Annotated in this window: 16 protein-coding genes, 1 tRNA gene and 1 pseudogene; 15 read left to right on the top strand and 3 right to left on the bottom strand. The window is 66.7% G+C overall.

Annotated features, from left to right (window positions below; all coding sequences use genetic code 11):
* The first annotated feature begins 12 nt into the window (after window positions 1-12).
* From KDD17_RS13220 to KDD17_RS13170, 11 genes are all read left to right on the top strand, one after another.
* A complete protein-coding gene (locus tag KDD17_RS13220) occupies window positions 13-1,632 on the top strand; it encodes a Y-family DNA polymerase (RefSeq protein WP_348541460.1) in 1,620 nt (539 codons plus the stop codon).
* Between the two features lie 122 nt (window positions 1,633-1,754).
* Window positions 1,755-5,069 carry an error-prone DNA polymerase gene (locus KDD17_RS13215; RefSeq protein WP_212704085.1) on the top strand — a complete coding sequence of 1,105 codons (3,315 nt, stop codon included), beginning with the start codon at window positions 1,755-1,757 and terminating at the stop codon, window positions 5,067-5,069.
* A 40-nt stretch (window positions 5,070-5,109) separates the two neighbouring features.
* Window positions 5,110-6,582, top strand: coding sequence for a malonate--CoA ligase (locus KDD17_RS13210; RefSeq protein ID WP_212704084.1), 1,473 nt, complete (start codon window positions 5,110-5,112; stop codon window positions 6,580-6,582).
* A complete protein-coding gene (locus tag KDD17_RS13205) occupies window positions 6,579-7,832 on the top strand; it encodes a glycerate kinase type-2 family protein (protein ID WP_212704083.1) in 1,254 nt (417 codons plus the stop codon). Before KDD17_RS13210 ends, KDD17_RS13205 begins: the two co-directional genes overlap by 4 nt.
* Complete coding sequence (locus KDD17_RS13200; RefSeq protein WP_212704082.1) at window positions 7,829-8,707, top strand: LysR family transcriptional regulator; 879 nt, start codon at window positions 7,829-7,831, stop codon at window positions 8,705-8,707. The genes KDD17_RS13205 and KDD17_RS13200 overlap by 4 nt, the downstream gene beginning before the upstream one ends.
* 92 nt (window positions 8,708-8,799) lie before the next feature.
* On the top strand, window positions 8,800-9,621 hold the full coding sequence (locus KDD17_RS13195) for a putative hydro-lyase (protein WP_212704081.1): 822 nt from the start codon (window positions 8,800-8,802) through the stop codon (window positions 9,619-9,621).
* A gap of 26 nt (window positions 9,622-9,647) precedes the next feature.
* Window positions 9,648-10,679 carry a TRAP transporter substrate-binding protein gene (locus KDD17_RS13190; RefSeq protein WP_212704080.1) on the top strand — a complete coding sequence of 344 codons (1,032 nt, stop codon included), beginning with the start codon at window positions 9,648-9,650 and terminating at the stop codon, window positions 10,677-10,679.
* 23 nt (window positions 10,680-10,702) lie between these two features.
* A complete protein-coding gene (locus KDD17_RS13185) occupies window positions 10,703-11,254 on the top strand; it encodes a TRAP transporter small permease subunit (protein WP_431358127.1) in 552 nt (183 codons plus the stop codon).
* On the top strand, window positions 11,251-12,534 hold the full coding sequence (locus KDD17_RS13180) for a TRAP transporter large permease (protein ID WP_212704079.1): 1,284 nt from the start codon (window positions 11,251-11,253) through the stop codon (window positions 12,532-12,534). The genes KDD17_RS13185 and KDD17_RS13180 overlap by 4 nt, the downstream gene beginning before the upstream one ends.
* A 72-nt stretch (window positions 12,535-12,606) precedes the next feature.
* Complete coding sequence (locus tag KDD17_RS13175; protein WP_212704078.1) at window positions 12,607-16,173, top strand: hydantoinase B/oxoprolinase family protein; 3,567 nt, start codon at window positions 12,607-12,609, stop codon at window positions 16,171-16,173.
* An 86-nt stretch (window positions 16,174-16,259) separates the two neighbouring features.
* Entirely contained in the window at window positions 16,260-16,649 is a 390-nt protein-coding gene (locus tag KDD17_RS13170; RefSeq protein WP_212704077.1) for a VOC family protein, read from the top strand.
* 354 nt (window positions 16,650-17,003) lie between these two features.
* Here KDD17_RS13170 and KDD17_RS13165 read toward each other — a convergent pair.
* Together KDD17_RS13165 and KDD17_RS13160 are read right to left on the bottom strand one after the other, a co-directional pair.
* Window positions 17,004-17,079, bottom strand: a tRNA-Ala gene (locus KDD17_RS13165).
* Between the two features lie 104 nt (window positions 17,080-17,183).
* Complete coding sequence (locus KDD17_RS13160) at window positions 17,184-17,516, bottom strand: TIGR02300 family protein (RefSeq protein ID WP_212704076.1); 333 nt, start codon at window positions 17,514-17,516, stop codon at window positions 17,184-17,186.
* Between the two features lie 98 nt (window positions 17,517-17,614).
* Here KDD17_RS13160 and KDD17_RS13155 point away from each other — a divergent pair, with 98 nt between their 5' ends.
* Window positions 17,615-18,307, top strand: coding sequence for a M48 family metallopeptidase (locus KDD17_RS13155; protein ID WP_212704075.1), 693 nt, complete (start codon window positions 17,615-17,617; stop codon window positions 18,305-18,307).
* Between the two features lie 45 nt (window positions 18,308-18,352).
* Window positions 18,353-18,685: pseudogene (locus tag KDD17_RS13150) on the top strand (DUF3140 domain-containing protein); the annotation flags it as partial.
* Here KDD17_RS13150 and KDD17_RS13145 read toward each other — a convergent pair.
* Entirely contained in the window at window positions 18,649-19,005 is a 357-nt protein-coding gene (locus KDD17_RS13145) for a DMT family transporter (protein ID WP_212704074.1), read from the bottom strand. The pseudogene KDD17_RS13150 and the gene KDD17_RS13145 sit on opposite strands and share 37 nt — an antisense overlap.
* An 88-nt stretch (window positions 19,006-19,093) precedes the next feature.
* Between KDD17_RS13145 and KDD17_RS13140 the strand changes: the two genes are divergently transcribed.
* Window positions 19,094-19,744 carry a GntR family transcriptional regulator gene (locus KDD17_RS13140; protein WP_212704073.1) on the top strand — a complete coding sequence of 217 codons (651 nt, stop codon included), beginning with the start codon at window positions 19,094-19,096 and terminating at the stop codon, window positions 19,742-19,744.
* A gap of 193 nt (window positions 19,745-19,937) precedes the next feature.
* The gene (locus KDD17_RS13135; protein ID WP_212704072.1) at window positions 19,938-20,384 is read left to right on the top strand and encodes a GNAT family N-acetyltransferase; all 447 of its coding nucleotides are present in this window, start codon (window positions 19,938-19,940) and stop codon (window positions 20,382-20,384) included.
* The last annotated feature ends 40 nt before the right edge of the window (window positions 20,385-20,424 follow it).

Genomic DNA, 20,424 nt, shown 5'->3' with positions numbered 1-20,424 from the left:
GCCCTATGGGGCATGAGCGAGGGTGCGCGCATCGTTTCGGCCTATTTCCCGGATCTGGCGATGGATCGCTGGCGGCGCCTGACCGCGGCGCAGCGCACCCTGCCGGGGGCGGAGGTGCCGGTGGTGCTGTCATGCGACGGCAGTCACGGCCCGGTGGTGCACGCGGTGAGTGCACCGGCGGCGGCGCGAGGGATTGCCCCGGGCGCGCGGGTGGTCGACGTGCAGGCGATCCACCCCGATCTGCACGTAGAGCGGGCCGACCCGCGCGGCGATGCGGCGATGCTGGAGCGTCTGGCACTCTGGGCGCGGCGCTGGTGCCCGTGGACGGTGGCGGAGGCCGACGGGATCCTGCTGGATGTGCGCGGGGCGGCGCATCTGTTCGGCGGCGAGCGGAAACTGCTGCGCGACATGGGCGCGCGGTTTGCCATGCAGGGGCTGCGCGCGCGGCTGGCCTGTGCGCCCACGCGCGGGGCGGCGCAGATGCTGGCGCGCTTTGGCCCCGGCGGGGCGATCTGTGGCGCGCAGGACTTGCAGGACATGCTGGCGCCGCTGCCTGTGGTGGCGCTGCGGCTGGAGGCGGTGACGGTCCGGCTGCTCGACCGGTTGGGGCTCAAAACGCTGGGCGCGCTGGAGGCGGTGCCGCGCGTGGGGCTGATGCGCCGGTTTGCGCGCGCCGATGCGGGGCAGAACCCGCTGGTGCTGCTGGACCGGGCCATGGGTCGCGCGGCGGACCCGTTGCAGGCGCCGGGAGAGGCGCGGATCTGGCTGGCGCGGGCGCGCAGCCCCGAGCCGGTGATCGACCCCGAGCCGTGGCTGACCGGGCTGGCGGAGGATCTCTGCGCGCAGCTGGCGGGCGCGGAGCAGGGCGCGCGGCGGTTGCGGCTGACGATCTACCGCGTGGACGGCGAATGGCGCGCGCGCGAGGTGGCGACGGCGGCGGCCACGCGCGACCCCGCGCATCTGGTGCGGCTGCTGGCGGGCAAGCTCGACGGGATCGATCCGGGCTTCGGCTTCGATCTGATGACGCTGGAGGCGGTGCGCGCGGAGCCCCTGTCGCTGCATCAGGACCGGTTGGACGGCGCGCGGGATGCGGGCGCGGATGTGGCGGCGTTGCTGGACCGGCTGGTGGCAAAGCTGGGCCCGGCAAAGGTGAGCTGGTCGGCCTGGGTGCACAGCCACAAGCCCGAGCGGGCGGAGGCGCGGGTGCCCGCCCTGAGCGGCGTGGCGGAGGCGCCGCCCGCGCGGCGGGCCACAGCGCGGCCCCTGCGCCTGTTCGAGCCGGCAGAGGAGATTGCCGTGCTCTACGCCGTGCCGGAAGGGCCGCCCGCGCGGTTTCGCTGGCGGCGGGTGCGCTACCGCGTGGTGCGGTTCGAGGGGCCAGAGCGGATCGCGCCCGAGTGGTGGCGCGACCGGCCCGAGACCCGGCTGCGTGATTACTACTGCGTCGAAGTCGAGGAGGGGCGGCGCTTTTGGATGTATCGCGAGGGCGTGCCGGACGACCGGCGTGGGGGGCACCGCAGTGGTTTCTGCACGGGGTGTTCGGCTGACGGGAGACATGCGGCTGCGCCGACATCCCCCCCGCCAGACCGCAGGGGTCCTCCACGGCGCGCGGGTTTTGCGTGGCGGCGTTGACAGGTATTTTTGAAAGGGTGCAGGGGGCGGGGGCGCTTTGTGCCGAGAGGATTTTTCGGGGCGCGGCATGTCCGGGGGACAGGGACGCACCCCTGTGACCCAAGCGCAGGGGCTGCCACCTTATGCCACAACAGGAAGGACACAAACGCCGGGAGGTTGATCCACCGGAGCCGTTTTGCCGGAACCCGCCCGCGGCGTATGTGGAGCTGGGGGTGGCTACGTGTTTTTCGTTTCTGCGCGCGTCGTCGGAGGCGATCGATCTGGCGGCGGTCGCCAATGGCTTGGGCTATGACCGGATTGGCGTGGCCGATCACAACACGCTGGCGGGTGTTGTGCGGATGCATACCGCGGCTGCGGCGGCCTGTGTCACGCCGTTGATCGGCGCGCGGCTGGAGCTGCTGTGCGGGGCCGAGTTTCTGGCCTATCCGCGGGATCGCGAGGGCTATGCGCGGCTGTCGACGCTCTTGTCGCGGGGCAAGATGGTGGATGCCGACGGCGGCTGGCAGGAGAAGGGGGAGACCCATCTGACGCTGGAGATGCTGGCCGAGCACGCGCGTGGGCTGGTGCTGATCGCGATGCCGCCGGAAAATCTGGATGTGTTCGAGGCGGGTCTGGGGCGGCTGAAGCGCGCCTTGCCGGGGATGCGGCATATCGGTGCGGCGTACCTCTATCGCGGGGACGATGTGGCGCGGATCAACCGGTTGGACCGGATCGCGCGGGCGCAGGGCATGGGAATTCTGGCGACGAATGACGTGCTGTATCACGACCCCAGTCGGCGGCCCTTGCAGGATGTGATGACCTGTATCCGTCATGGCACCACCATCGACGCGGCGGGCTATCTGCTGGAGCCCAATGCCGAGCGGTATCTGAAATCGCCCGAGGAGATGTGCCGCCTGTTCGCACCCTGGCCGCACGCGATCCGCGCCACGCGCGAGGTGGCCGACAGCATCGCCTTCTCGCTTGATGATCTGGCCTATGAGTACCCGCATGAGATCGTGCCCGAGGGGCGCACGGCCATGCAGGAGCTGGAGCGGCTGACCTGGGAGGGGGCGGCCTGGCGCTATCCGGGCGGCGTGGCCCCGGAGATCCGGGCGATCATCGAAAAGGAGTTCGACCTGATCCGCCGCAAGAAGATCGCGCGGTATTTCCTGACCATCCACGACATCGTGCGCTTTGCCCGCCACGAGGCGCAGCCGCCGATCCTGTGTCAGGGGCGCGGATCGGCCGCCAATTCGGTCGTGTGTTTCTGTCTTGGCGTGACCAGTGTGGACCCGGCCGAGCATGACGTGTTGTTCGAGCGGTTCCTGAGCGAGGAGCGTGACGAGCCGCCCGACATCGACGTGGATTTCGAGCACGAGCGGCGCGAGGAGGTGATCCAGTATATGTACGCCAAATACGGGCGTGCGCGCGCCGGGCTGTGCGCGACCGTGATCCACTACCGTCCGCGCAGCGCCATTCGTGAGGTGGGAAAGGCGATGGGGCTGAGCGAGGATGTGACGAGCAAGCTCGCCTCGACCGTCTGGGGCAGTTTCGAGGCGCAGATGGGTGATGAGCGGGTACGCGACGCGGGCATGGACCTGTCCGACCCGTACCTGCGCCGGGTCATCGCCGTGGCGCGCCAGATGATCGGGATGCCGCGCCATCTGGCCCAGCATGTGGGTGGTTTCATCCTGACGGAGCGTCCGCTGACCGAGATGGTGCCCATCGGCAATGGCGCCATGCCGGAGCGGTCTTTCATCGAGTGGGACAAGGATGACATCGACGCGCTGGGGATCTTCAAGGTGGATATTCTGGCGCTGGGGATGCTGACCTGCATCGCCAAGGGGTTCGATCTGATGCGCGCGCATTACGGGATCGACCACCAGCTGGCGAGCATCCCGCCCGACGATCCCGAGACCTATGACATGCTGTGCGCAGGCGACAGCCTGGGCGTGTTCCAGGTGGAAAGCCGCGCACAGATGGCGATGCTGCCAAAACTGCGCCCGCGCCGGTTCTACGATCTGGTGATCGAGGTGGCGATCGTGCGGCCCGGCCCTATTCAGGGCGACATGGTGCATCCCTATCTGCGCCGCCGTCAGGGGATCGAGGGGGTGAGCTATCCTGCGCCGGGGCCGGAGCATCCGCAGGATGAGCTTTTGAAGATCCTTGGCCGCACGCTGGGGGTGCCGATTTTTCAGGAACAGGCGATGAAGATCGCCATTGATGCCGCGCGGTTCAGCCCCAAGGAAGCCAATGAGCTGCGCAAGGCGATGGCGACGTTCCGCTCGCGCGGGACGATCGAGCTTTTGCAGCAAAAGATGGTCGGGCGGATGACCGACCGGGGCTATGACAAGGATTTTGCGCAGCGCTGTTTTGACCAGATCAAGGGGTTCGGGGAGTACGGATTTCCCGAGAGCCATGCCGCGAGCTTTGCCAAGCTGGTCTATGTGTCGAGCTGGATGAAGTGTCACTACCCGGCGGTCTTTGCCTGCGCGCTGCTCAACAGCCAGCCGATGGGGTTCTACGCGCCCGCGCAGATCGTGCGGGACGCGCGCGAGCATGAGGTGGAGGTGCGCGGCGTGGATGTGAATTACTCCGACTGGGATTGCACGCTGGAGCCTTGTGCGGGCGGCTTTGCCCTGCGGCTGGGGCTGCGGCAGATCGACGGGATGCGGCAGGACGCGGCCCTGCGGATCATGGCCGCGCGGGCGGAGCCGTTCGCCGATGTGGGCGATCTGAAGAAACGCGCGCGGCTGGATCGCGGGCAGATCGGTAAGCTGGCGGCGGCGGATGCGTTCCGGTCGGTGGGCATCGACCGGCGGCAGGCGCTGTGGCAGGCCGAGGGGCTGCGCGATGCGCCGGCCCTTGCGCTGTTTGATCACGCGGAGGCGGCGGCGGAGGGGGACGAGCCCGCCGTCGCCCTGCCCGCCATGCCGCAGGCGGAGCATGTGGTGGCTGATTACCAGACCCTGCGGTTGAGCCTGAAGGCGCATCCGATGAGCTTTTTCCGCAGTTCCTTGCGCAAGCAGGGCTACGGCAGCAGTCACGATCTGATCTACATGGCGCATGGGGCGCGGGTGAAACTGGCCGGGCTGGTGCTGGTGCGCCAGAAACCGGGCAGCGCCAAGGGGGTGTGTTTCATCACGCTGGAGGATGAGGCGGGTGTGGCCAATCTGGTGATCTGGCCCAAGCTGTTCGAGGCGTGGCGCGCCACGATCATGCAGGCGCGGCTGTTGGTGGTGCACGGGCGGGTGCAGACCGACGGGCGCGTGATCCATGTGGTGGCCGACCATCTGGAGGACCGGACCGAGCGGCTTGATACCCTTGCGCACGAGCGCTTGCCGGGCACGGACGCGCGCGGCGATCATCCCAATCATCCGATCCCGGGGCAGGTGGCCCCGGTGCGCGCGCATCCGCGCGACGTGCGGGTGATCCCGAAATCTCGTGATTTTCACTGAGGCGGGGCTGGGGTAGGGTACCTCTGAAGGAGGCCCCGCCATGAACAACCCGCTTTACGACACGATGTTTGCGCTCCATGCCGGACGGGATACGCCGTTCCTGCTGCTGCCCGAGGGCGGCACGATCACCCACGCGGCGTTTGTGGCGAGGGCCGCGCAGTTGGCGCACGCGCTGGTGGGGTTTGGCGTGCAAACGGGCGACCGGGTGGCGGTGCAGGTGGAAAAATGCCCCGACATGCTGGCGCTTTATGCGGCTTGCGCACAGATGGGCGCGATTTTCCTGCCGCTCAACACCGCCTACACGGGGGCGGAGCTGCGCTATTTTGTCGAGGACAGTGGGGCCGCGTTGCTGGTGGGCGATCCGGGCCGGGACGATTTGCCGGACATCACGCGGATCGAGACGTTGAGCGCGCGGGGCGGCACGCTGGCAGACGCGGCGGATGCGGCGCCCAAGGTGTTCGAGACCGTGGCACGGGACGCCGATGATCTGGCGGCCTTCCTTTATACCTCCGGCACGACGGGGCGTTCGAAAGGTGCGATGTTGAGCCAGCGGAACCTTATTTCCAATGCGCAGACGCTCACCGATCTGTGGCAGTTCACGGCCGACGATACACTGCTGCACGCGCTGCCGATTTTCCACACGCACGGGCTCTTTGTGGCGACAAACGTGATGCTGATCGCGGGCGGGCCGATGGTTTTTATGCCGCGGCTCGACGTGGATCAGCTGATCGACTGGATGCCGCGCGCCACCGCGCTGATGGGGGTGCCGACGTTCTACACGCGGCTGCTGGACGACGCGCGCCTTGACCGGGAGCGGGTGGCGAACATGCGGCTTTTCATCTCCGGCTCGGCGCCGTTGCTGGCCGAGACCCACCGCGCGTTCGAGGCGCGCACGGGCCACCGGATCCTCGAACGCTATGGCATGACGGAGACGAACATGAACACTTCCAACCCCTACGACGGCGACCGGCGTGCGGGCACCGTGGGGCTGCCCCTGCCGGATGTGGAACTGCGCGTGTGCGATGCGGCGGGCACCGAGCTTTCGCGCGGGGAGACCGGGACCGTCGAGGTGCGCGGCCCGAACGTCTTTCAGGGCTACTGGAACATGCCGGAAAAGACCGCCGAAGAGCTGCGGCAGAACGGTTTTTTCATCACCGGCGATCTGGGCGCGCAGGATGATGAGGGCTATGTCACCATCGTGGGGCGGGGCAAGGACCTGATCATCTCGGGCGGGTACAACATCTATCCCAAGGAGATCGAGACGGTACTGGACGCACAGCCCGGCGTGCTGGAATCGGCGGTGATCGGGGTGCCTGACGCCGATCTGGGCGAGGTGCCGCTGGCGGTGCTGGTGGCGTCGGGAGATCTGGATATGGCGGCGCTGCGCGGGGCGGTCGAGGGGGCGCTGGCCCGGTTCAAACAGCCGCGCCGTTATGTTGTGGTGGACGCGCTGCCGCGCAACACCATGGGCAAGGTGCAAAAGGTCGCGCTGCGCGCGGAGTACGGCGCATGAGCCGGGCGTTCCTGACCGCGCTGTTCGACGCCGCCGTCACCGCCGCCGACGCACGCGCGGCGCTGGCGCCCAACCTGCCCGAGCGCCCGCGCGGGCGCACCGTGGTGGTGGGCGCAGGCAAGGGGGCCGCACAGCTGGCCGCCGCGTTCGAGGATCTGTGGGAGGGGCCGGTGGAGGGGGTGGTCGTCACGCGCTACGGCTACGCCTGTGCGACACAGTCCATCCGCGTGATGGAGGCCGCGCATCCGGTGCCCGACGCCGCCGGGATGGCCGCCACGCAGGCGCTGTTCGAGGCGGTCGCTGACCTCACGCCCGATGATCTGGTGGTCGCACTTGTCTGCGGGGGCGGCTCGGCTTTGCTGCCCTGCCCGCCCGACGGGCTGACGCTGGAGGATGAGGTTGCGCTGAACGAGGCTTTGCTGGCTTCTGGCGCGCCGATTGGCGTGATGAACGCGATCCGCAAACACGCCAGCGGGATCAAGGGCGGGCGTCTGGCCGCTGCCGCGCACCCTGCGCGGGTGGTGAGCCTTGTGGTCTCGGACGTGCCGGGGGACGATCCGGCGCAGGTCGCCTCTGGCCCCACGGTGCCGGACGCGGTGTCGCTGGACGACGCGCGCGGCATGATCGCGGCGCGCGGGATTGACGTGCCAGAGCGTGTGCTGGCGCGGATGCAGGACGCACCCGCGCCCGAGGATCCGTGCTTTGCCCGCAACGAGGTGCGCGTGATCGCCTCGGCCCGCCTGTCGCTGGAAGCGGCGGCGGAGGCGGCTCAGGCGCGGGGCATCGTGGCGGTGATCCTGTCCGACGCGATCGAGGGGGAGGCGCAGGACATCGGCCAGATGCACGCCGCCATCGCCCGCGAGGTCGCCGCGCGGGGGCGTCCGTTCGCGGCGCCGGTGGTGATCCTGTCGGGGGGCGAGACGACCGTGACCCTGCGCCACAAGGACGGGCGCGGGGGGCGGAACACGGCGTTCCTTCTGGCCTTTGCGCTGGCGATCGAGGGGGTGGCGGGCATCAGCGCGCTGGCCGCCGATACCGACGGCATCGACGGCTCCGAGGATAACGCGGGCGCGTTCGCGGATGGCGATACGGCGGCAATGATCCGCGCGGGCGGGGTGGATCCGGCCACGGCACTGGCGCGAAACGATGCCTGGGGGGCGTTCGACGCGGGCGGGGCGCTGTTCGTGCCGGGCCCCACGGGCACCAACGTGAATGATTTTCGCGCGATCCTCATCGGCGATCTGCCGTGACCTTTGACCAGATCCGCACCTTCCTGTGGGTCGCGCGGCTGGGTGGATTTCGACGTGCCGCCGAGCGGCTGAACCTGTCGCAACCCGCCGTCTCGACCCGCATCGCCACGCTGGAGGACGAGCTGCGCGTGCCGCTGATCGAGCGCGGACCGGGGGATCTGGTGCTGACGCGGCACGGCACATTGCTGCTGACCTACGCCGAGCAGATGCTGTTCGTCGAGGAGGAGATCAAGCAGCGCGTTGCCAATCCGGCGGAGGCCGAAGGCCTGTTTCGTGTGGGCGCGTCGGAGACAATCGCGCAGGCCTGGCTGCCGGACTTCCTCAAGGCGTTTTCGCAGGCCTATCCGCGGGTGAATGTGGATCTGACGGTGGATATCTCGCTCAACCTGCGTGCGGCCCTGTTGGAGCGGCGGCTGGATCTGGTGTTTCTGATGGGGCCGGTGTCGGAGTTTTCGGTGCAGAACGTGGCGCTGCCGTCGTTCGATCTGCATTGGTATCGCTCTGCCGACAACCCGCAGACCGATCTGGGAGAGATCCCGGTGATCTCGTATTCCTCGCAGACCCGCCCCTACCGCGAGCTGATGTCGGAACTGACGCGCCGGGTGGGGCCGCAGCTGCGGGTGTTTGCCTCGGCTTCATTATCGGCGAGCCTGCGCATGATCGCGGCGGGGATCGCCGTGGGGCCCTATCCGCGTGCGTTGGCGGAGCCCTACCTTCAGGCCGGGCAGATCGTTGAATTCGATCCCGGATTCCGCCCCGCGCCGCTGGCATTCACGGCATCCTACCTGTCAGAGCCGCGCAGTTTTCTGGTGGAGAGCAGTGCGCAAGTGGCCGAGCAGACGGCGCTGAAGTGGGATCACTCGCACCCAAGGTGATAGTTTAGATTTATAGACACTGATTAGAAATGATAATTTGATTTGATTTGAGCGAATATGTGACGCTGGGGCGACTAAACGGGAGTGGTCGCATGTCTGTTCAACCTGCGCTTTATGCCGATCTGAAAAAGCAATCCGCGCGTGATGTGCGGGCGGCAATCCGTGCGGGCGCTTACGCGGGCCACACGGCAGGGCTGGCGCCGGGCAAGCTGCAATGCAATCTTGCGATCCTGCCGGAGCGCTATGCGCTCGACTTCCTGCGGTTTTGCCAGCGCAATCCCAAACCTTGCCCGGTAGTGGGGGTTTCTGACACCGGCGACGCGATGCTGCCAACACTGGGCGACGATATCGACATCCGCACCGATGTGCCGCGCTACCGCGTGTTTCGCGACGGCCAGCTTGCCGATGAGGTGACCGATATCAGCGATCTTTGGGCCGATGATCTGGTTACGGTCGCGCTGGGCTGTTCGTTCACCTTCGAGAACGCGCTGGTGCGCAGCGGCATTCCCGTGCGTCACCTGGAAGCCGGGCGCAATGTGCCGATGTACCGCTCAAACATCGCGCTGAACCCGGCGGGGCCGTTCGGGGGCGAGATGGTCATCACCATGCGCCCCGTCGCCGAGGACCGGGTGCGCGACGCCTACGCGATCAGCGCGAAATACCCGCAGGCGCATGGCGCGCCCATCGGGCAGGGCGATCCCGCCACTGTCGGCATCCGCGATCTGGACGCGCCCGAATGGGGTGAACCGGTCGAGGTGCGCGACGGTGAGGTGCCGCTTTACTGGGCGTGCGGGGTGACGCCGCAGAACGTGTTGCTGGCGGCCAAGCTGCCCTTTGTCATTACCCATTCGCCCGGCCACATGCTGATCGCAGATGTGGCCGAGGATGCCGAAACGACGATTTACAAACCATAAAACCCACCAACAAGGAGAAGACCCAAATGAAAAAGACACTTTCCCTGCTTGCCGCCACCACCGCGCTGGCCACCCCGCTGAGCGCCGAGACGCTGTCGGTTGTCGGCAGCTGGTCCGGCCTGCCGCTGCACATGCAGTATGAGGCTCCCTTCTGGAGCGAGACGCTGCCCGCCGCGTCCGACGGCAAGATCGAGGTGGAGCTGACGACGCACAACCAGATGAGCCTTGGGCTGGGCGATATTTACCCGCTGCTGGGGCAGGGCGTCTATGACGTGGCGATGACCGTGGCCGATTACGCCGTTGCCGACGCGCCCGAGCTGGAAGGCCTCGACGTGCCGCTGGTCGCGCTGACCGCGGATGAGGCGCGCGCGATGGTCGATGCGGCGCGGCCCATGGTCGATGACATCTACGCCGATCGTTTCAACGCCAAAGTGCTGGCGATTGCGCCCTACCCGCCGCAGGTCGTGTTCTGCAACGAAGAGGTGGCGACGCTGGCCGACCTTGAGGGTCTGAAAATCCGCGCCTCGGGCCGCATGACGGCCAAGCTGCTTGAGGCGCTGGGCGCGGAGGGCGTGAACGTGTCGTTCTCCGAAGTCCCCGGCGCGCTACAGAAAGGCGTTGTTGACTGCGCCGTGACCGGTGCCGGTTCGGGCTATTCGGCGGGCTGGTGGGAAGTCTCCACCCATCTGATGCCGATCCCGCTGGGCGGCTGGGACAGCGTCGTCACCGCGATGAACATGGACCGCTGGAACGGTCTGGACGCGGCCACGCAAGAGCTGATCGCGGGCCAGCTGAAATCCGAATTCGAGGACGCGGCATGGGCGAGCGCGCAGGACGCACTTGTCAATGATATCGCCTGCCTCACGGGCAATGGCGAGTGCACCGCCGGTGACGCGCGCGGCATGACATTGGTCGAGGTCAGCGATGAAGATTTCGCCAAGGCGCGCGAGATCCTCGTCAGCGACGTGTTGCCCGAATGGGCGGAGCGTGCGGGCGACGACTGGGCCGCGCGCTGGAACGACAGCGTGGGCAAGACCGTCGGCGTGACGATCGAATAAGCAACTGACCGGGGGATGAGCCGATGTTGGAGTTGAGAATAATCGAGGCCTTGCGCCGTCTGAACCGGGGCGTTGCCCTGCTGGTCGGCGCGGGGTTGCTGATCTGTGCGGCCTTTGTGCTGACGGATATTCTCATGCGCCGCTTTGGCACATCCCTCGGCGGGACCGAAGAAATCGCGGGCTATGCCATGGCTTTGGCAACCGCATGGGGCATGGCCTTTACCCTGTTGGAATTGGGCCATGTCCGCATTGATCTGCTGCGCAGCCGGGTACAGAGCTTTGGCCGCGCGTTGTTTGATGTCTTTTCGATGATTGTGATGTCGGGGGTGATCGTGACCATCGCGATCAAGGCATGGCCGGTGCTGGAACGCTCGATCAAGAATGGATCGACGGCCAACACCCCGCTTGAGACGCCGCTGGTCTGGGTGCACGCGCCGTGGTTCGCGGGCTGGGTGTGGTTTGCGCTCATGTCCTGCGTGGTGACGCTCTGTGCGCTGAGCCTTGTGGTCCGTGGCCGCTATGACGAGACCGAAACCGTGGCCGGCGCCTTTGCCGAGCAGGAGATGCTGCAATGATCGGCTATGTATCCGTGGCCCTTCTGGGGCTCCTTGCGCTGTCGATCCCGGTGGGGATCGTGTTGTTCCTGCTGGGATTCGGCATCGACATCTTCGGATCAAGCTTTCCGCTGACGCGGGGGCTGGGCAACATGGTTTGGTCGTCGTCGAATTCGGCCACGCTGATCGCCATCCCGTTCTTTGTGCTGTTGGGTGAAATCCTTGTACGCTCTGGCGTGGCCACCCGCACCTACGCCGCGCTTGACCGCTGGGTCAGCTGGCTGCCCGGCGGGCTGGTGCACGCCAATGTGGCGACGGCGACGATGTTTTCGGCCACTTCCGGGTCGTCCGTGGCGACGGCGGCGACCGTGGCGACGGTCGCCATGCCGCAGGCGGAAAAGCTGGGCTATGACCCCAAGCTGTTCTCTGGCGCGATCGCGGCGGGCGGCACGCTGGGCATCATGATCCCGCCATCGATCAATCTGATCGTCTACGGGTTCCTCACGCAATCCTCGATCCCGCAGCTGTTTCTGGCGGGGCTGATCCCCGGTCTGGCGCTGGCGCTGGCATTCATGGTCATCACGGTCATCATCTGCCTGATCCGGCCCGAGCTGGGCGGCACGCGGCGCACGTTCCCCCTCGCGCAGATGCTGCGCGCGCTGATTGATCTGGTGCCGATCCTGCTGCTGTTCGGGTTGATCGTCGGTGCGATCTATCAGGGCTGGGCCACCCCGACCGAAGCCGCCGCCGTGGGTGTCGCCGGTGCCTTCATCATCGCGCTGATGTTCGGGGGCGTGTCGTGGGACATGCTGACGCAAAGCCTGACCGGCACGGTCAAGGTCACCTCGATGATCATGCTGATCGTCATCGGCGCGTCGTTCCTGAACTTCACACTGGCCTCCGCCGGGCTGGGCCGCGAGCTGACGACGTTCATGGAAAGCCTCGGGCTGTCGCCCTTCGGTCTGATTCTCGTGGTGGTGCTGCTCTACATCGTGCTGGGCTTCTTTATTGAAACGCTGTCGCTGATGGTCGTCACGATCCCGATCATCGTGCCGATGGTCGTGGGCGCCGGCTATGACGTGGTGTGGTTCGGCATCCTGATGATCGTGCTGATCGAGATGGCGCTGATTACGCCGCCGGTGGGTCTGAACCTCTACGTGGTGCAGGGGGCGCGGAAATCAGGATCGCTCAACGAGGTGATGCTGGGCGCGCTGCCCTATTGCCTGACGATGCTGGCGATGGCCTTTGCCCTGATCGCATTTCCGTCCATCGCGCTGTGGCTGCCGAACGCGCTTCAGTAACGCGCTTAATCCAAGACATTTTTACATGAATGCGGGCCACGCTCTGGCCCGCAAACAGAGGAGAACTATGCAATGTGGCAATTCTGGGTCGACCGTGGCGGCACCTTTACCGACATCGTGGCGAAGACACCGCAGGGGGATCTGCGCACGCACAAGCTGCTGAGCGAGAACCCCGAGGTCTATCCCGACGCCGCCGTGCATGGCATCCGGCAATTGCTGGATCTGAGCGCCGAGGATCCCATCCCCGAGGGCGCGATTGCGGCGGTCAAGATGGGCACGACCGTGGCCACCAACGCGCTGCTGGAGCGCAAGGGCGCGCGCACGGTGCTGGTCATCACCAAGGGCATGCGCGATCTGCTGCGCATCGGCTACCAGAACCGCCCGCGTCTGTTCGATCTCAACATCCAGTTACCGGAGCTGCTGTACGGCGATGTGATCGAGGTGGACGCGCGGGTGAGCGCGGAGGGCGAGGTGCTGCAAGCGCCGGACCCGGAGGCCGTGGCAGAGGCGCTGGCGCAGGCGCACGCGGCGGGCTACGGCTCGGTCGCGGTGGCGCTGATGCACAGCTACCGCTACCCCGATCACGAACGGCTGGTGGGTAAGCTGGCGGCGGAGGCGGGGTTCGCGCAGATCTCGCTCAGCCACGAGGCCAGCCCGCTGATCAAGCTGGTGTCGCGCGGTGATACGGCGGTGGTCGATGCCTATCTCTCGCCGATCCTGCGGCGCTATGTGGATCAGGTGGCGGGCGCGCTGGGCACCGATGGCACGGCCACGCGGCTGATGTTCATGCGCTCCAGCGGCGGGCTGACGGATGCCACGCTGTTCGAGGGGCGCGATGCGATCCTGTCGGGGCCTGCGGGGGGTGTCGTGGGCATGGCGCGCACGGCGGCGGCGCATGGGTACGACCGCCTGATCGGGTTCGACATGGGCGGTACGTCCACCGATGTGTGCCACTACGCCGGCGAGTTCGAGCGGGATTTCGAGACCGAAGTCGCAGGCGTGCGGATGCGCGCGCCGATGATGTCGATCCACACGGTTGCGGCGGGGGGCGGATCGATCCTCAGCTACCGCGACGGGCGCATGCAGGTCGGCCCCGAGAGCGCGGGCGCCAACCCCGGCCCCTGCGCCTACCGGCGCGGCGGCCCGCTGACCGTGACCGATTGCAACGTGCTGTTGGGCAAGCTTCAGCCCGATCTCTTCCCGGCGGTCTTTGGCCCCGGTGCGGACGAACGGCTGGACCGCGCCGCCGTGGAGGCGAAATTTGCGCAGCTGGGCGCAGAGATCGACGCCGACCGCCCGGTGGAGGAGATCGCCGAAGGCTTCCTGCGCATCGCGGTCGAAAACATGGCCAACGCGATCAAGAAGATCAGCGTGCAGCGCGGATATGACGTGACAAAATACACGATGAACTGCTTTGGCGGGGCGGGCGGGCAGCACGCCTGTCTGGTGGCCGACGCGCTGGGGATGCGGCAGGTCTATATCCATCCATTCGCTGGCGTATTGTCCGCGTTCGGCATGGGGCTCGCCGACGTGCGGGCGCTGCGCGAGGCGCAGTTTGGCGGCGGGCTTGACCAGCTGGCCGAGGCCGAGCGGGCGCTCGATGCGCTGGCCGCCGACGCGCGCGCCGAGGTGGCGGGCCAAGGCATCGACGCCGCGCAGATCACGCTGGTGCGCGAGGCGCATATCCGCCCCGATGGCGCACAGCAGACGCTTGCCGTGCCCTTTGGTAGCGCGGCCGAGATGCAGGCCGCGTTTGAAGAGGCGCACCAGCAACGCTTCGGCTTTGTCCCCGAGGGTGCCGCGCTGATCCTCGATATGCTCACGGCGGAGGCGATTGGCGCCACCGGCGAGGCCGCCGATCTGCCCGACCCCGACGCGCCCGCAGGCCCCGAGCGCACAGCGCGCATGTACAGCGAGGGCGCCTGGCGCGACGTGCCGGTGATGGCGCGTGACACGCTGCGCCCCGGTCAGGCCCTGCACGGCCCCGCGATCCTGACGGAGCCCACCGGCACCAATATCGTCGAGGCAGGCTGGCACGCGGAATGCCTCAGCGGGGGTGATCTGATCCTGAAGCGCGCCGAGGCGGTCACCCGTGCCGAGGCCGTCGGCACCTCGGTCGATCCGGTCATGCTGGAGGTGTTCAACAACCTCTTCATGTCCATCGCCGATCAGATGGGCGCGACGCTGGCCAACACCGCCTATTCGGTCAACATCAAGGAACGCTATGATTTCTCCTGCGCGATCTTTGATGCGAACGGCGATCTGGTGGCCAACGCACCGCATGTGCCCGTGCATCTGGGATCCATGTCGGAAAGCGTGCGCACCGTGTTGCGCGAGAATGCCGGACGTATTGATCCCGGTGACGTGTTCATGATGAACAACCCCTTCAACGGCGGCACGCATCTGCCCGATGTGACCGTTATCACGCCGGTGTTCGAGGGCGGCGAGATCGTCTATACCGTCGCCTCGCGCGGGCACCACGCCGATATCGGCGGCAAGACCCCCGGCTCCGCCCCGCCCGACAGCCGGGTGATCGAGGATGAGGGCGTGGTCATCGACAACTTCACGCTGGTGAAGGCGGGCAAGCTGCGCGAGGAGGCGACGCGCGCGCTGCTTGCCTCGGGCAAATACCCGTGTCGCAACATTGATCAGAACATGGCCGATCTGTCGGCGCAGATCGCGGCCAACGCCACCGGCGCGGGCGAGCTGCACAAGATCACCCAGCAGTTCGGGCTGGAAACCGTGCATGCCTATATGTCCCACGTGCAGGACAACGCCGAGGAATCGGTGCGCCGGGTGCTGGATGTGCTGAAAGACGGGGCGTTTACCTATCCGCTCGACAATGGTGACGCGATCAAGGTGCGGATCACGGTGGACCGTGCCGCGCGCGAGGCGACGGTGGATTTCACCGGCACGGCGGATCAGAACCCGCTGAACTACAACGCGCCCTTGGCGATCTGCCGGGCGGTGGTGCTGTATGTGTTCCGCACGTTGGTGGGCAGTGACATCCCGATGAACGAGGGCTGTCTGAAACCGCTCAACCTGATCGTGCCCGAAGGGTCGATGATCAACCCGCGCGCGCCCGCCGCCGTGATCTCGGGCAACACCGAGGTCAGTCAGGCGATTGCCGATACGCTGTACGGCGCGCTGGGCGTGATCGCGGGCAGCCAGGGCACGATGAACAACTTTGTCTACGGTAACGACACGCATCAGAACTATGAAACCATCTGCGGCGGGACCGGCGCGGGCGATGGCTTTCACGGCACGGATGCGGTGCACAGCCACATGACCAACACCCGCATGACCGATCCGGAGGTGCTGGAGACGCGGTTTCCCGTGCGGGTCGATCAATTCTCGATCCGGCAAGGATCGGGCGGGGAAGGGCGCTGGCGCGGCGGTGAAGGGATCGAGCGGCATCTGCAATTTCTTGAGCCGATGACCGTGACGGTGCTGACCTCGCACCGGGTGGTGCCGCCGCACGGCGCTGCGGGCGGTGGTCCGGGCGGCGTGGGCGAGAACGCCGTGCGGCGCGCGGATGGCACGATCGAGCGCTTGCAGGGCAACGATCAGGCGGAACTGGCGGCGGGCGATGTATTCATCATGCGCACGCCGGGCGGCGGCGGCTACGGCCCCGCCTAGCGGCAGCCTGCGGAAAGTACATTCTGCTTTACCTCAAGTGGGGTTGAGGGCGCATTCTTTGGGCGAATCGCCAAAAGGATGCGCCCGTGGACCTCAATCAAATCACCCTCGACGTTGCCGATTTCGGGCAAAGCGTTGCGTTCTACCGACGTCTGGGATTTCGCCTGATCGTGTCAGAGCGGGATGTCTACGCGCGGTTTGAACTGCCGTCGGGGGCCACGACGTTTTCGGTGCATCGGGCGGTGGCGCCGCGCGTTGGTGGCGCCGTGCTATACCTCGAAGTCGATGATGTGGATGCGACCCACGCGCGGCTCACGGCTCAAGGGGTGGAATTTGAATCCTGCCCGGTGGATCGGAACTGGCGCTGGCGCGAGGCGCGGTTCTACGACCCGACGGGCCATGCGTGGTGCCTGTTTCACGCGGGCGCCGATCGACGCTTTCCGCCGTGGCGCTTGGCGGCTGACGGGACGGGATAGGGGTTTTGGCGACGTGCGGGATTGGATGTCAGCGGAGCAGTCGTTCTTCATTAGCTAGGACCGCGCGGAGGCTCGATCTGCGGGGCGTGCCCCCTCTCCTCACGTGAACGCGCGATTGCCGCTCCCAAGATCTTCACGGTGTGAACACACTTCCGGGCGACGGTCTTTTTCATTCCATGAAAAAGGCCTTGGTGGAGCATAGCGGGATCGAACCGCTGTCTCAGCGTAGCCGCGCAGCGGATGCGCGTCAGTCAGCGGCGGTGTGATTGGTTCGCGTGATTGCCCCTCTCGTGATCTTCACGGTGTGAAGACACTGTCGGAGCGACCGCCTTTTTCATTTCATGAAAAAAGCCTTGGTGGAGCATAGCGGGATCGAACCGCTGACCTCCTGCATGCCATGCAGGCGCTCTCCCAGCTGAGCTAATGCCCCATTTGGCCAAGGCCGAAACGGTGACCCGAAAGGGCCGGTGCGCCGTGTCCTAAGCGCAAGCCGGGGCGGGATCAAGCGAAAAACGCATCCCGCCCGCAAGCCATTTAGCTGTCGTCGTCATCCTTGGCGACATCGGCGATTTCTTCGAGGGGGACGGTATCCTCGTCGTCCTCGTCGTCGTCCAGCAGATCATCGTCCAGATCCACATCGACGTCGTCGTCATCAACCACATCGTCGGTATCCGCGACTGCTGTTTCCTTCTTGGCCTTGGCCGTGGCAGCATCCTCGGCGTCGGCGGCGATCATGCGGGATTTCGACTGATCGACCTCGACCACTTCGCCGGTGTAGGGGCTGACGATAGGATCCTTGTTCAGATCATAGAAACGCTTGCCCGTGGTGGGGCACAGGCGCTTGGTTCCCCATTCTTCGTTGGGCATGGAATTCCCCTTTGTCGGATTGGTGTTGCATCTAGATAATTCAGGGCAATTGCCATAAGCAGGGGATACTGTCCACCCCTCGCCCCGTCAGGCCCGCCATGTCCGCTCCCGCTTCTCACAGCCTTGGTGATCCGCCGATCCCGCTGACCCTGCGCCGCTCGTCGCGGGCGCGGCGCATCAGCCTGCGAATTTCGCAGTTGGACGGGCGGGTGACGCTGACGCTGCCCAGCCGTCTGCCGGAGGCGGAGGCGCTGGCCTTTGCCCGCGAAAAGGAGGGCTGGATCCGCCGGCATCTGGACGCGCGCGATGAGGATGTGATCGTCGCACCGGGGGCAGAGATCCCGCTGGGCGGTCGCATGATCCCGGTGGTCGCGGCATCGGGCAAGCGGGTGCGCATCACCGATGCGGCGATCGAGGTGCCCCCGCCCGGCGGCCCGCGCCTGATAGCGCATCTCAAGCAGGTGGCACGCGACCGGCTGGCGGGCGCCTGCGATGACTATGCCGCAGCGCTGGGGCGCTCCTATACCCGGTTGACGCTGCGCGATACGCGCTCGCGCTGGGGGTCGTGCACGGCGGACGGGGGGCTGATGTTTTCGTGGCGGCTGATCATGGCCCCGCCGGAGGTGCTGGATTACGTGGCCGCGCATGAGGTCGGGCATCTGGCGCAGATGAACCACTCCGCCGCATTCTGGGCGGGGGTGGAGGCGATCTATGGCGACTATCGCGCCCCGCGCAAATGGCTGCGCGACCACGGCAGCGGGCTGCACCGGTACAAATTCGACGCAACCTGAGCGCCGCCCGCCGCGTTGTCCCGCAGACAGCGCAAGGAGGGCACGATGTCATCATCGAAATCATACGAGCAGATCTGGGACGAGTGGCGCGATCTGGTCAACATGGCGCCGCAGGAGCTGGAGGATTGGCTGGAAACGGAGGAGTCCAGATCCGTCGGCGACACCGAGGACGGCGAATCGACCGGCCACAAATCCGGCCGCCGCATCGTGACGATCAAGCGCACCAACAAGGACGATATCAGCGACGATCAATGGGACCACATGGCCACCGTCGTGGGCTATATCAAGCGGCATCTTTCACAGGGTGGCCCGGATGAGGACGTCGAAACTTCGGCCTGGCGCTATTCGCTGATGAACTGGGGCCATGATCCGCTGAAGGACGACTGGGCGAGCTTGAGGCAGGCAATCCCGGCGGCGATCAGGGCAATACCCGCAAGGCGCAGGGGCGTCGCCGCCTCACCGAACATCGCGATGCCAAGCACTGCGGCGCCAAGCGCGCCGATGCCGACCCAGACCGCATAGGCCGTGCCCAGCGGCAGGGACTTCATGGCGAGCCCGAGGAGCCAGAAACTTAGGAAGGCGGCGACGCCGGTCAGAACGCTCGGCCCGATTTTCGTGAAGCCGTCGGAGGCTTTCATCGACGCGGCCCAGACGATTTCAAGAAGCCCCGCGAGGGCAAGAATGAGCCATGGGTTCATAGGGTTGCTCCGATCCGGGGCAGGGTGCGGCGCGGCGGGGTCGTCGTCAAGGGCTTGACCGGCGGCGCCTATGTGATCACAAAACAGAATGAGCTTTACCCCCCGCCCCGTCGACCCCGCGCCGCTGGCGCATGACCGTGTGTACCGGCAGTTACGATTGCAGATCATGCACGGGATGCTTGCGCCCGGTCAGGCGTTGACCCTGCGCGGGATCGGGAAGGATTTTGATGTGTCGATGACGCCCGCGCGCGAGGCGGTACGCCGCCTTGCCGCCGAGGGGGCGGTGACCATGTCGAACTCGGGCCGGATCAGCACGCCCGAGCTGACGGGCGAGCGGATCGAGGAGCTGGCGGCGCTGCGTGCGCTCATTGAGGTGGAGCTGGCGAGCCGTGCGCTGCCCCGCGCGCATCTGGCGCTGATCGAGCGGTTGACCAACATCAACGGAAAGGTCGGCGAGGCGGTCGCGCAGCGCGATGCGGTGGCCTATATCCGGCTTAATCTCGAATTCCACCGCACGCTGTATCTGCGGGCGCAGGCCCCCGCAATGCTGGCCATGGCTGAGACGGTCTGGCTGCAGATGGGGCCGACGATGCGCGCGCTTTACGGGCGGCTGAGGCGGACGGAGCCGCCGCAGTTTCACCGGCTGATCATCGCTGCGCTCAAGGCCGGGGATGAGCCGGGGTTGCGGCTTGCCGTGCGATCGGACGTGACGCAGGGGCTACGGATGCTGGCGCGCTGAGCGGCGGGGATTGACGGCGCGCGCGGACTGTCACACTCTGTGCACCATGCGTACACAGACCGTACATACGATGTGTTATTGCCGCCGCTGATCAGCGCGGTGGCTTTTCCTGTTCATTCTATTGCCTTCCCGCGCCGTCCCTCCGGACTGTGCGTGGTCCGTGGCGGGCGGTGCCCGTTCCCGGAGACCGACCATGACGACCGTCCGACCGATCCTCGATACCGACCTCGACCCGGTGCTAAAGATGATCCACGCGCTGGCCGCGCACCACGGCGACGCGGCTGTGATCACAAAAGACACGCTCGCCCGCGACGCGCTGGGCGCCGTCCCGTGGTTGCACGTGCTGGTGGCCGAAGGCGCGCGTGGATTGGTGGGCTATGCCGCGCTTTGCCCCTTGGCGCAGCTGCAATTCGGGGTGCGCGGGATGGACATGCATCATCTGTTCGTTGCCCCCGACATGCGGGGCCGGGGTTTGGGGCGCAGGCTGACGCAGGCGAGCGTGGCGCACGCCCGCGATCTGGGCTGTCGCTACCTCACTGTCGGCACCCATCCCGACAACCACGGGGCCGCAGCCGCCTACCGCGCCATGGGCTTTGCTGCGCGCCCGGCGCCCGGCCCCCGGTTCAGCCTGCGATGGTGAGTTGGAATTGCCGCTTGCCAAACGGGCGGCGCGGGTATCG

It is taken from the genome of Sulfitobacter albidus, from assembly GCF_018200035.1.
Taxonomy (GTDB): Bacteria; Pseudomonadota; Alphaproteobacteria; order Rhodobacterales; family Rhodobacteraceae; genus Sulfitobacter; species Sulfitobacter albidus.
Note: the sequence above shows the minus strand (reverse complement) of the source record. Positions and strands in the feature narration are given on the sequence as shown.

Excerpts from the sequence above, each read along its gene's own strand:
- KDD17_RS13210 (WP_212704084.1), top strand. The coding sequence starts at position 5,110 with ATGAACAACCCGCTTTACGACACGATGTTTGCGCTCCATGCCGGACGG.
- KDD17_RS13140 (WP_212704073.1), top strand. The coding sequence starts at position 19,094 with ATGAGCTTTACCCCCCGCCCCGTCGACCCCGCGCCGCTGGCGCATGAC.
- KDD17_RS13180 (WP_212704079.1), top strand. The coding sequence starts at position 11,251 with ATGATCGGCTATGTATCCGTGGCCCTTCTGGGGCTCCTTGCGCTGTCG.
- KDD17_RS13220 (WP_348541460.1), top strand. The coding sequence starts at position 13 with ATGAGCGAGGGTGCGCGCATCGTTTCGGCCTATTTCCCGGATCTGGCG.
- KDD17_RS13205 (WP_212704083.1), top strand. The coding sequence starts at position 6,579 with ATGAGCCGGGCGTTCCTGACCGCGCTGTTCGACGCCGCCGTCACCGCC.
- KDD17_RS13215 (WP_212704085.1), top strand. The coding sequence starts at position 1,755 with ATGCCACAACAGGAAGGACACAAACGCCGGGAGGTTGATCCACCGGAG.
- KDD17_RS13175 (WP_212704078.1), top strand. The coding sequence starts at position 12,607 with ATGTGGCAATTCTGGGTCGACCGTGGCGGCACCTTTACCGACATCGTG.
- KDD17_RS13195 (WP_212704081.1), top strand. The coding sequence starts at position 8,800 with ATGTCTGTTCAACCTGCGCTTTATGCCGATCTGAAAAAGCAATCCGCG.
- KDD17_RS13145 (WP_212704074.1), bottom strand. The coding sequence starts at position 19,005 with ATGAACCCATGGCTCATTCTTGCCCTCGCGGGGCTTCTTGAAATCGTC.
- KDD17_RS13185 (WP_431358127.1), top strand. The coding sequence starts at position 10,703 with ATGTTGGAGTTGAGAATAATCGAGGCCTTGCGCCGTCTGAACCGGGGC.
- KDD17_RS13160 (WP_212704076.1), bottom strand. The coding sequence starts at position 17,516 with ATGCCCAACGAAGAATGGGGAACCAAGCGCCTGTGCCCCACCACGGGC.
- KDD17_RS13190 (WP_212704080.1), top strand. The coding sequence starts at position 9,648 with ATGAAAAAGACACTTTCCCTGCTTGCCGCCACCACCGCGCTGGCCACC.
- KDD17_RS13135 (WP_212704072.1), top strand. The coding sequence starts at position 19,938 with ATGACGACCGTCCGACCGATCCTCGATACCGACCTCGACCCGGTGCTA.
- KDD17_RS13155 (WP_212704075.1), top strand. The coding sequence starts at position 17,615 with ATGTCCGCTCCCGCTTCTCACAGCCTTGGTGATCCGCCGATCCCGCTG.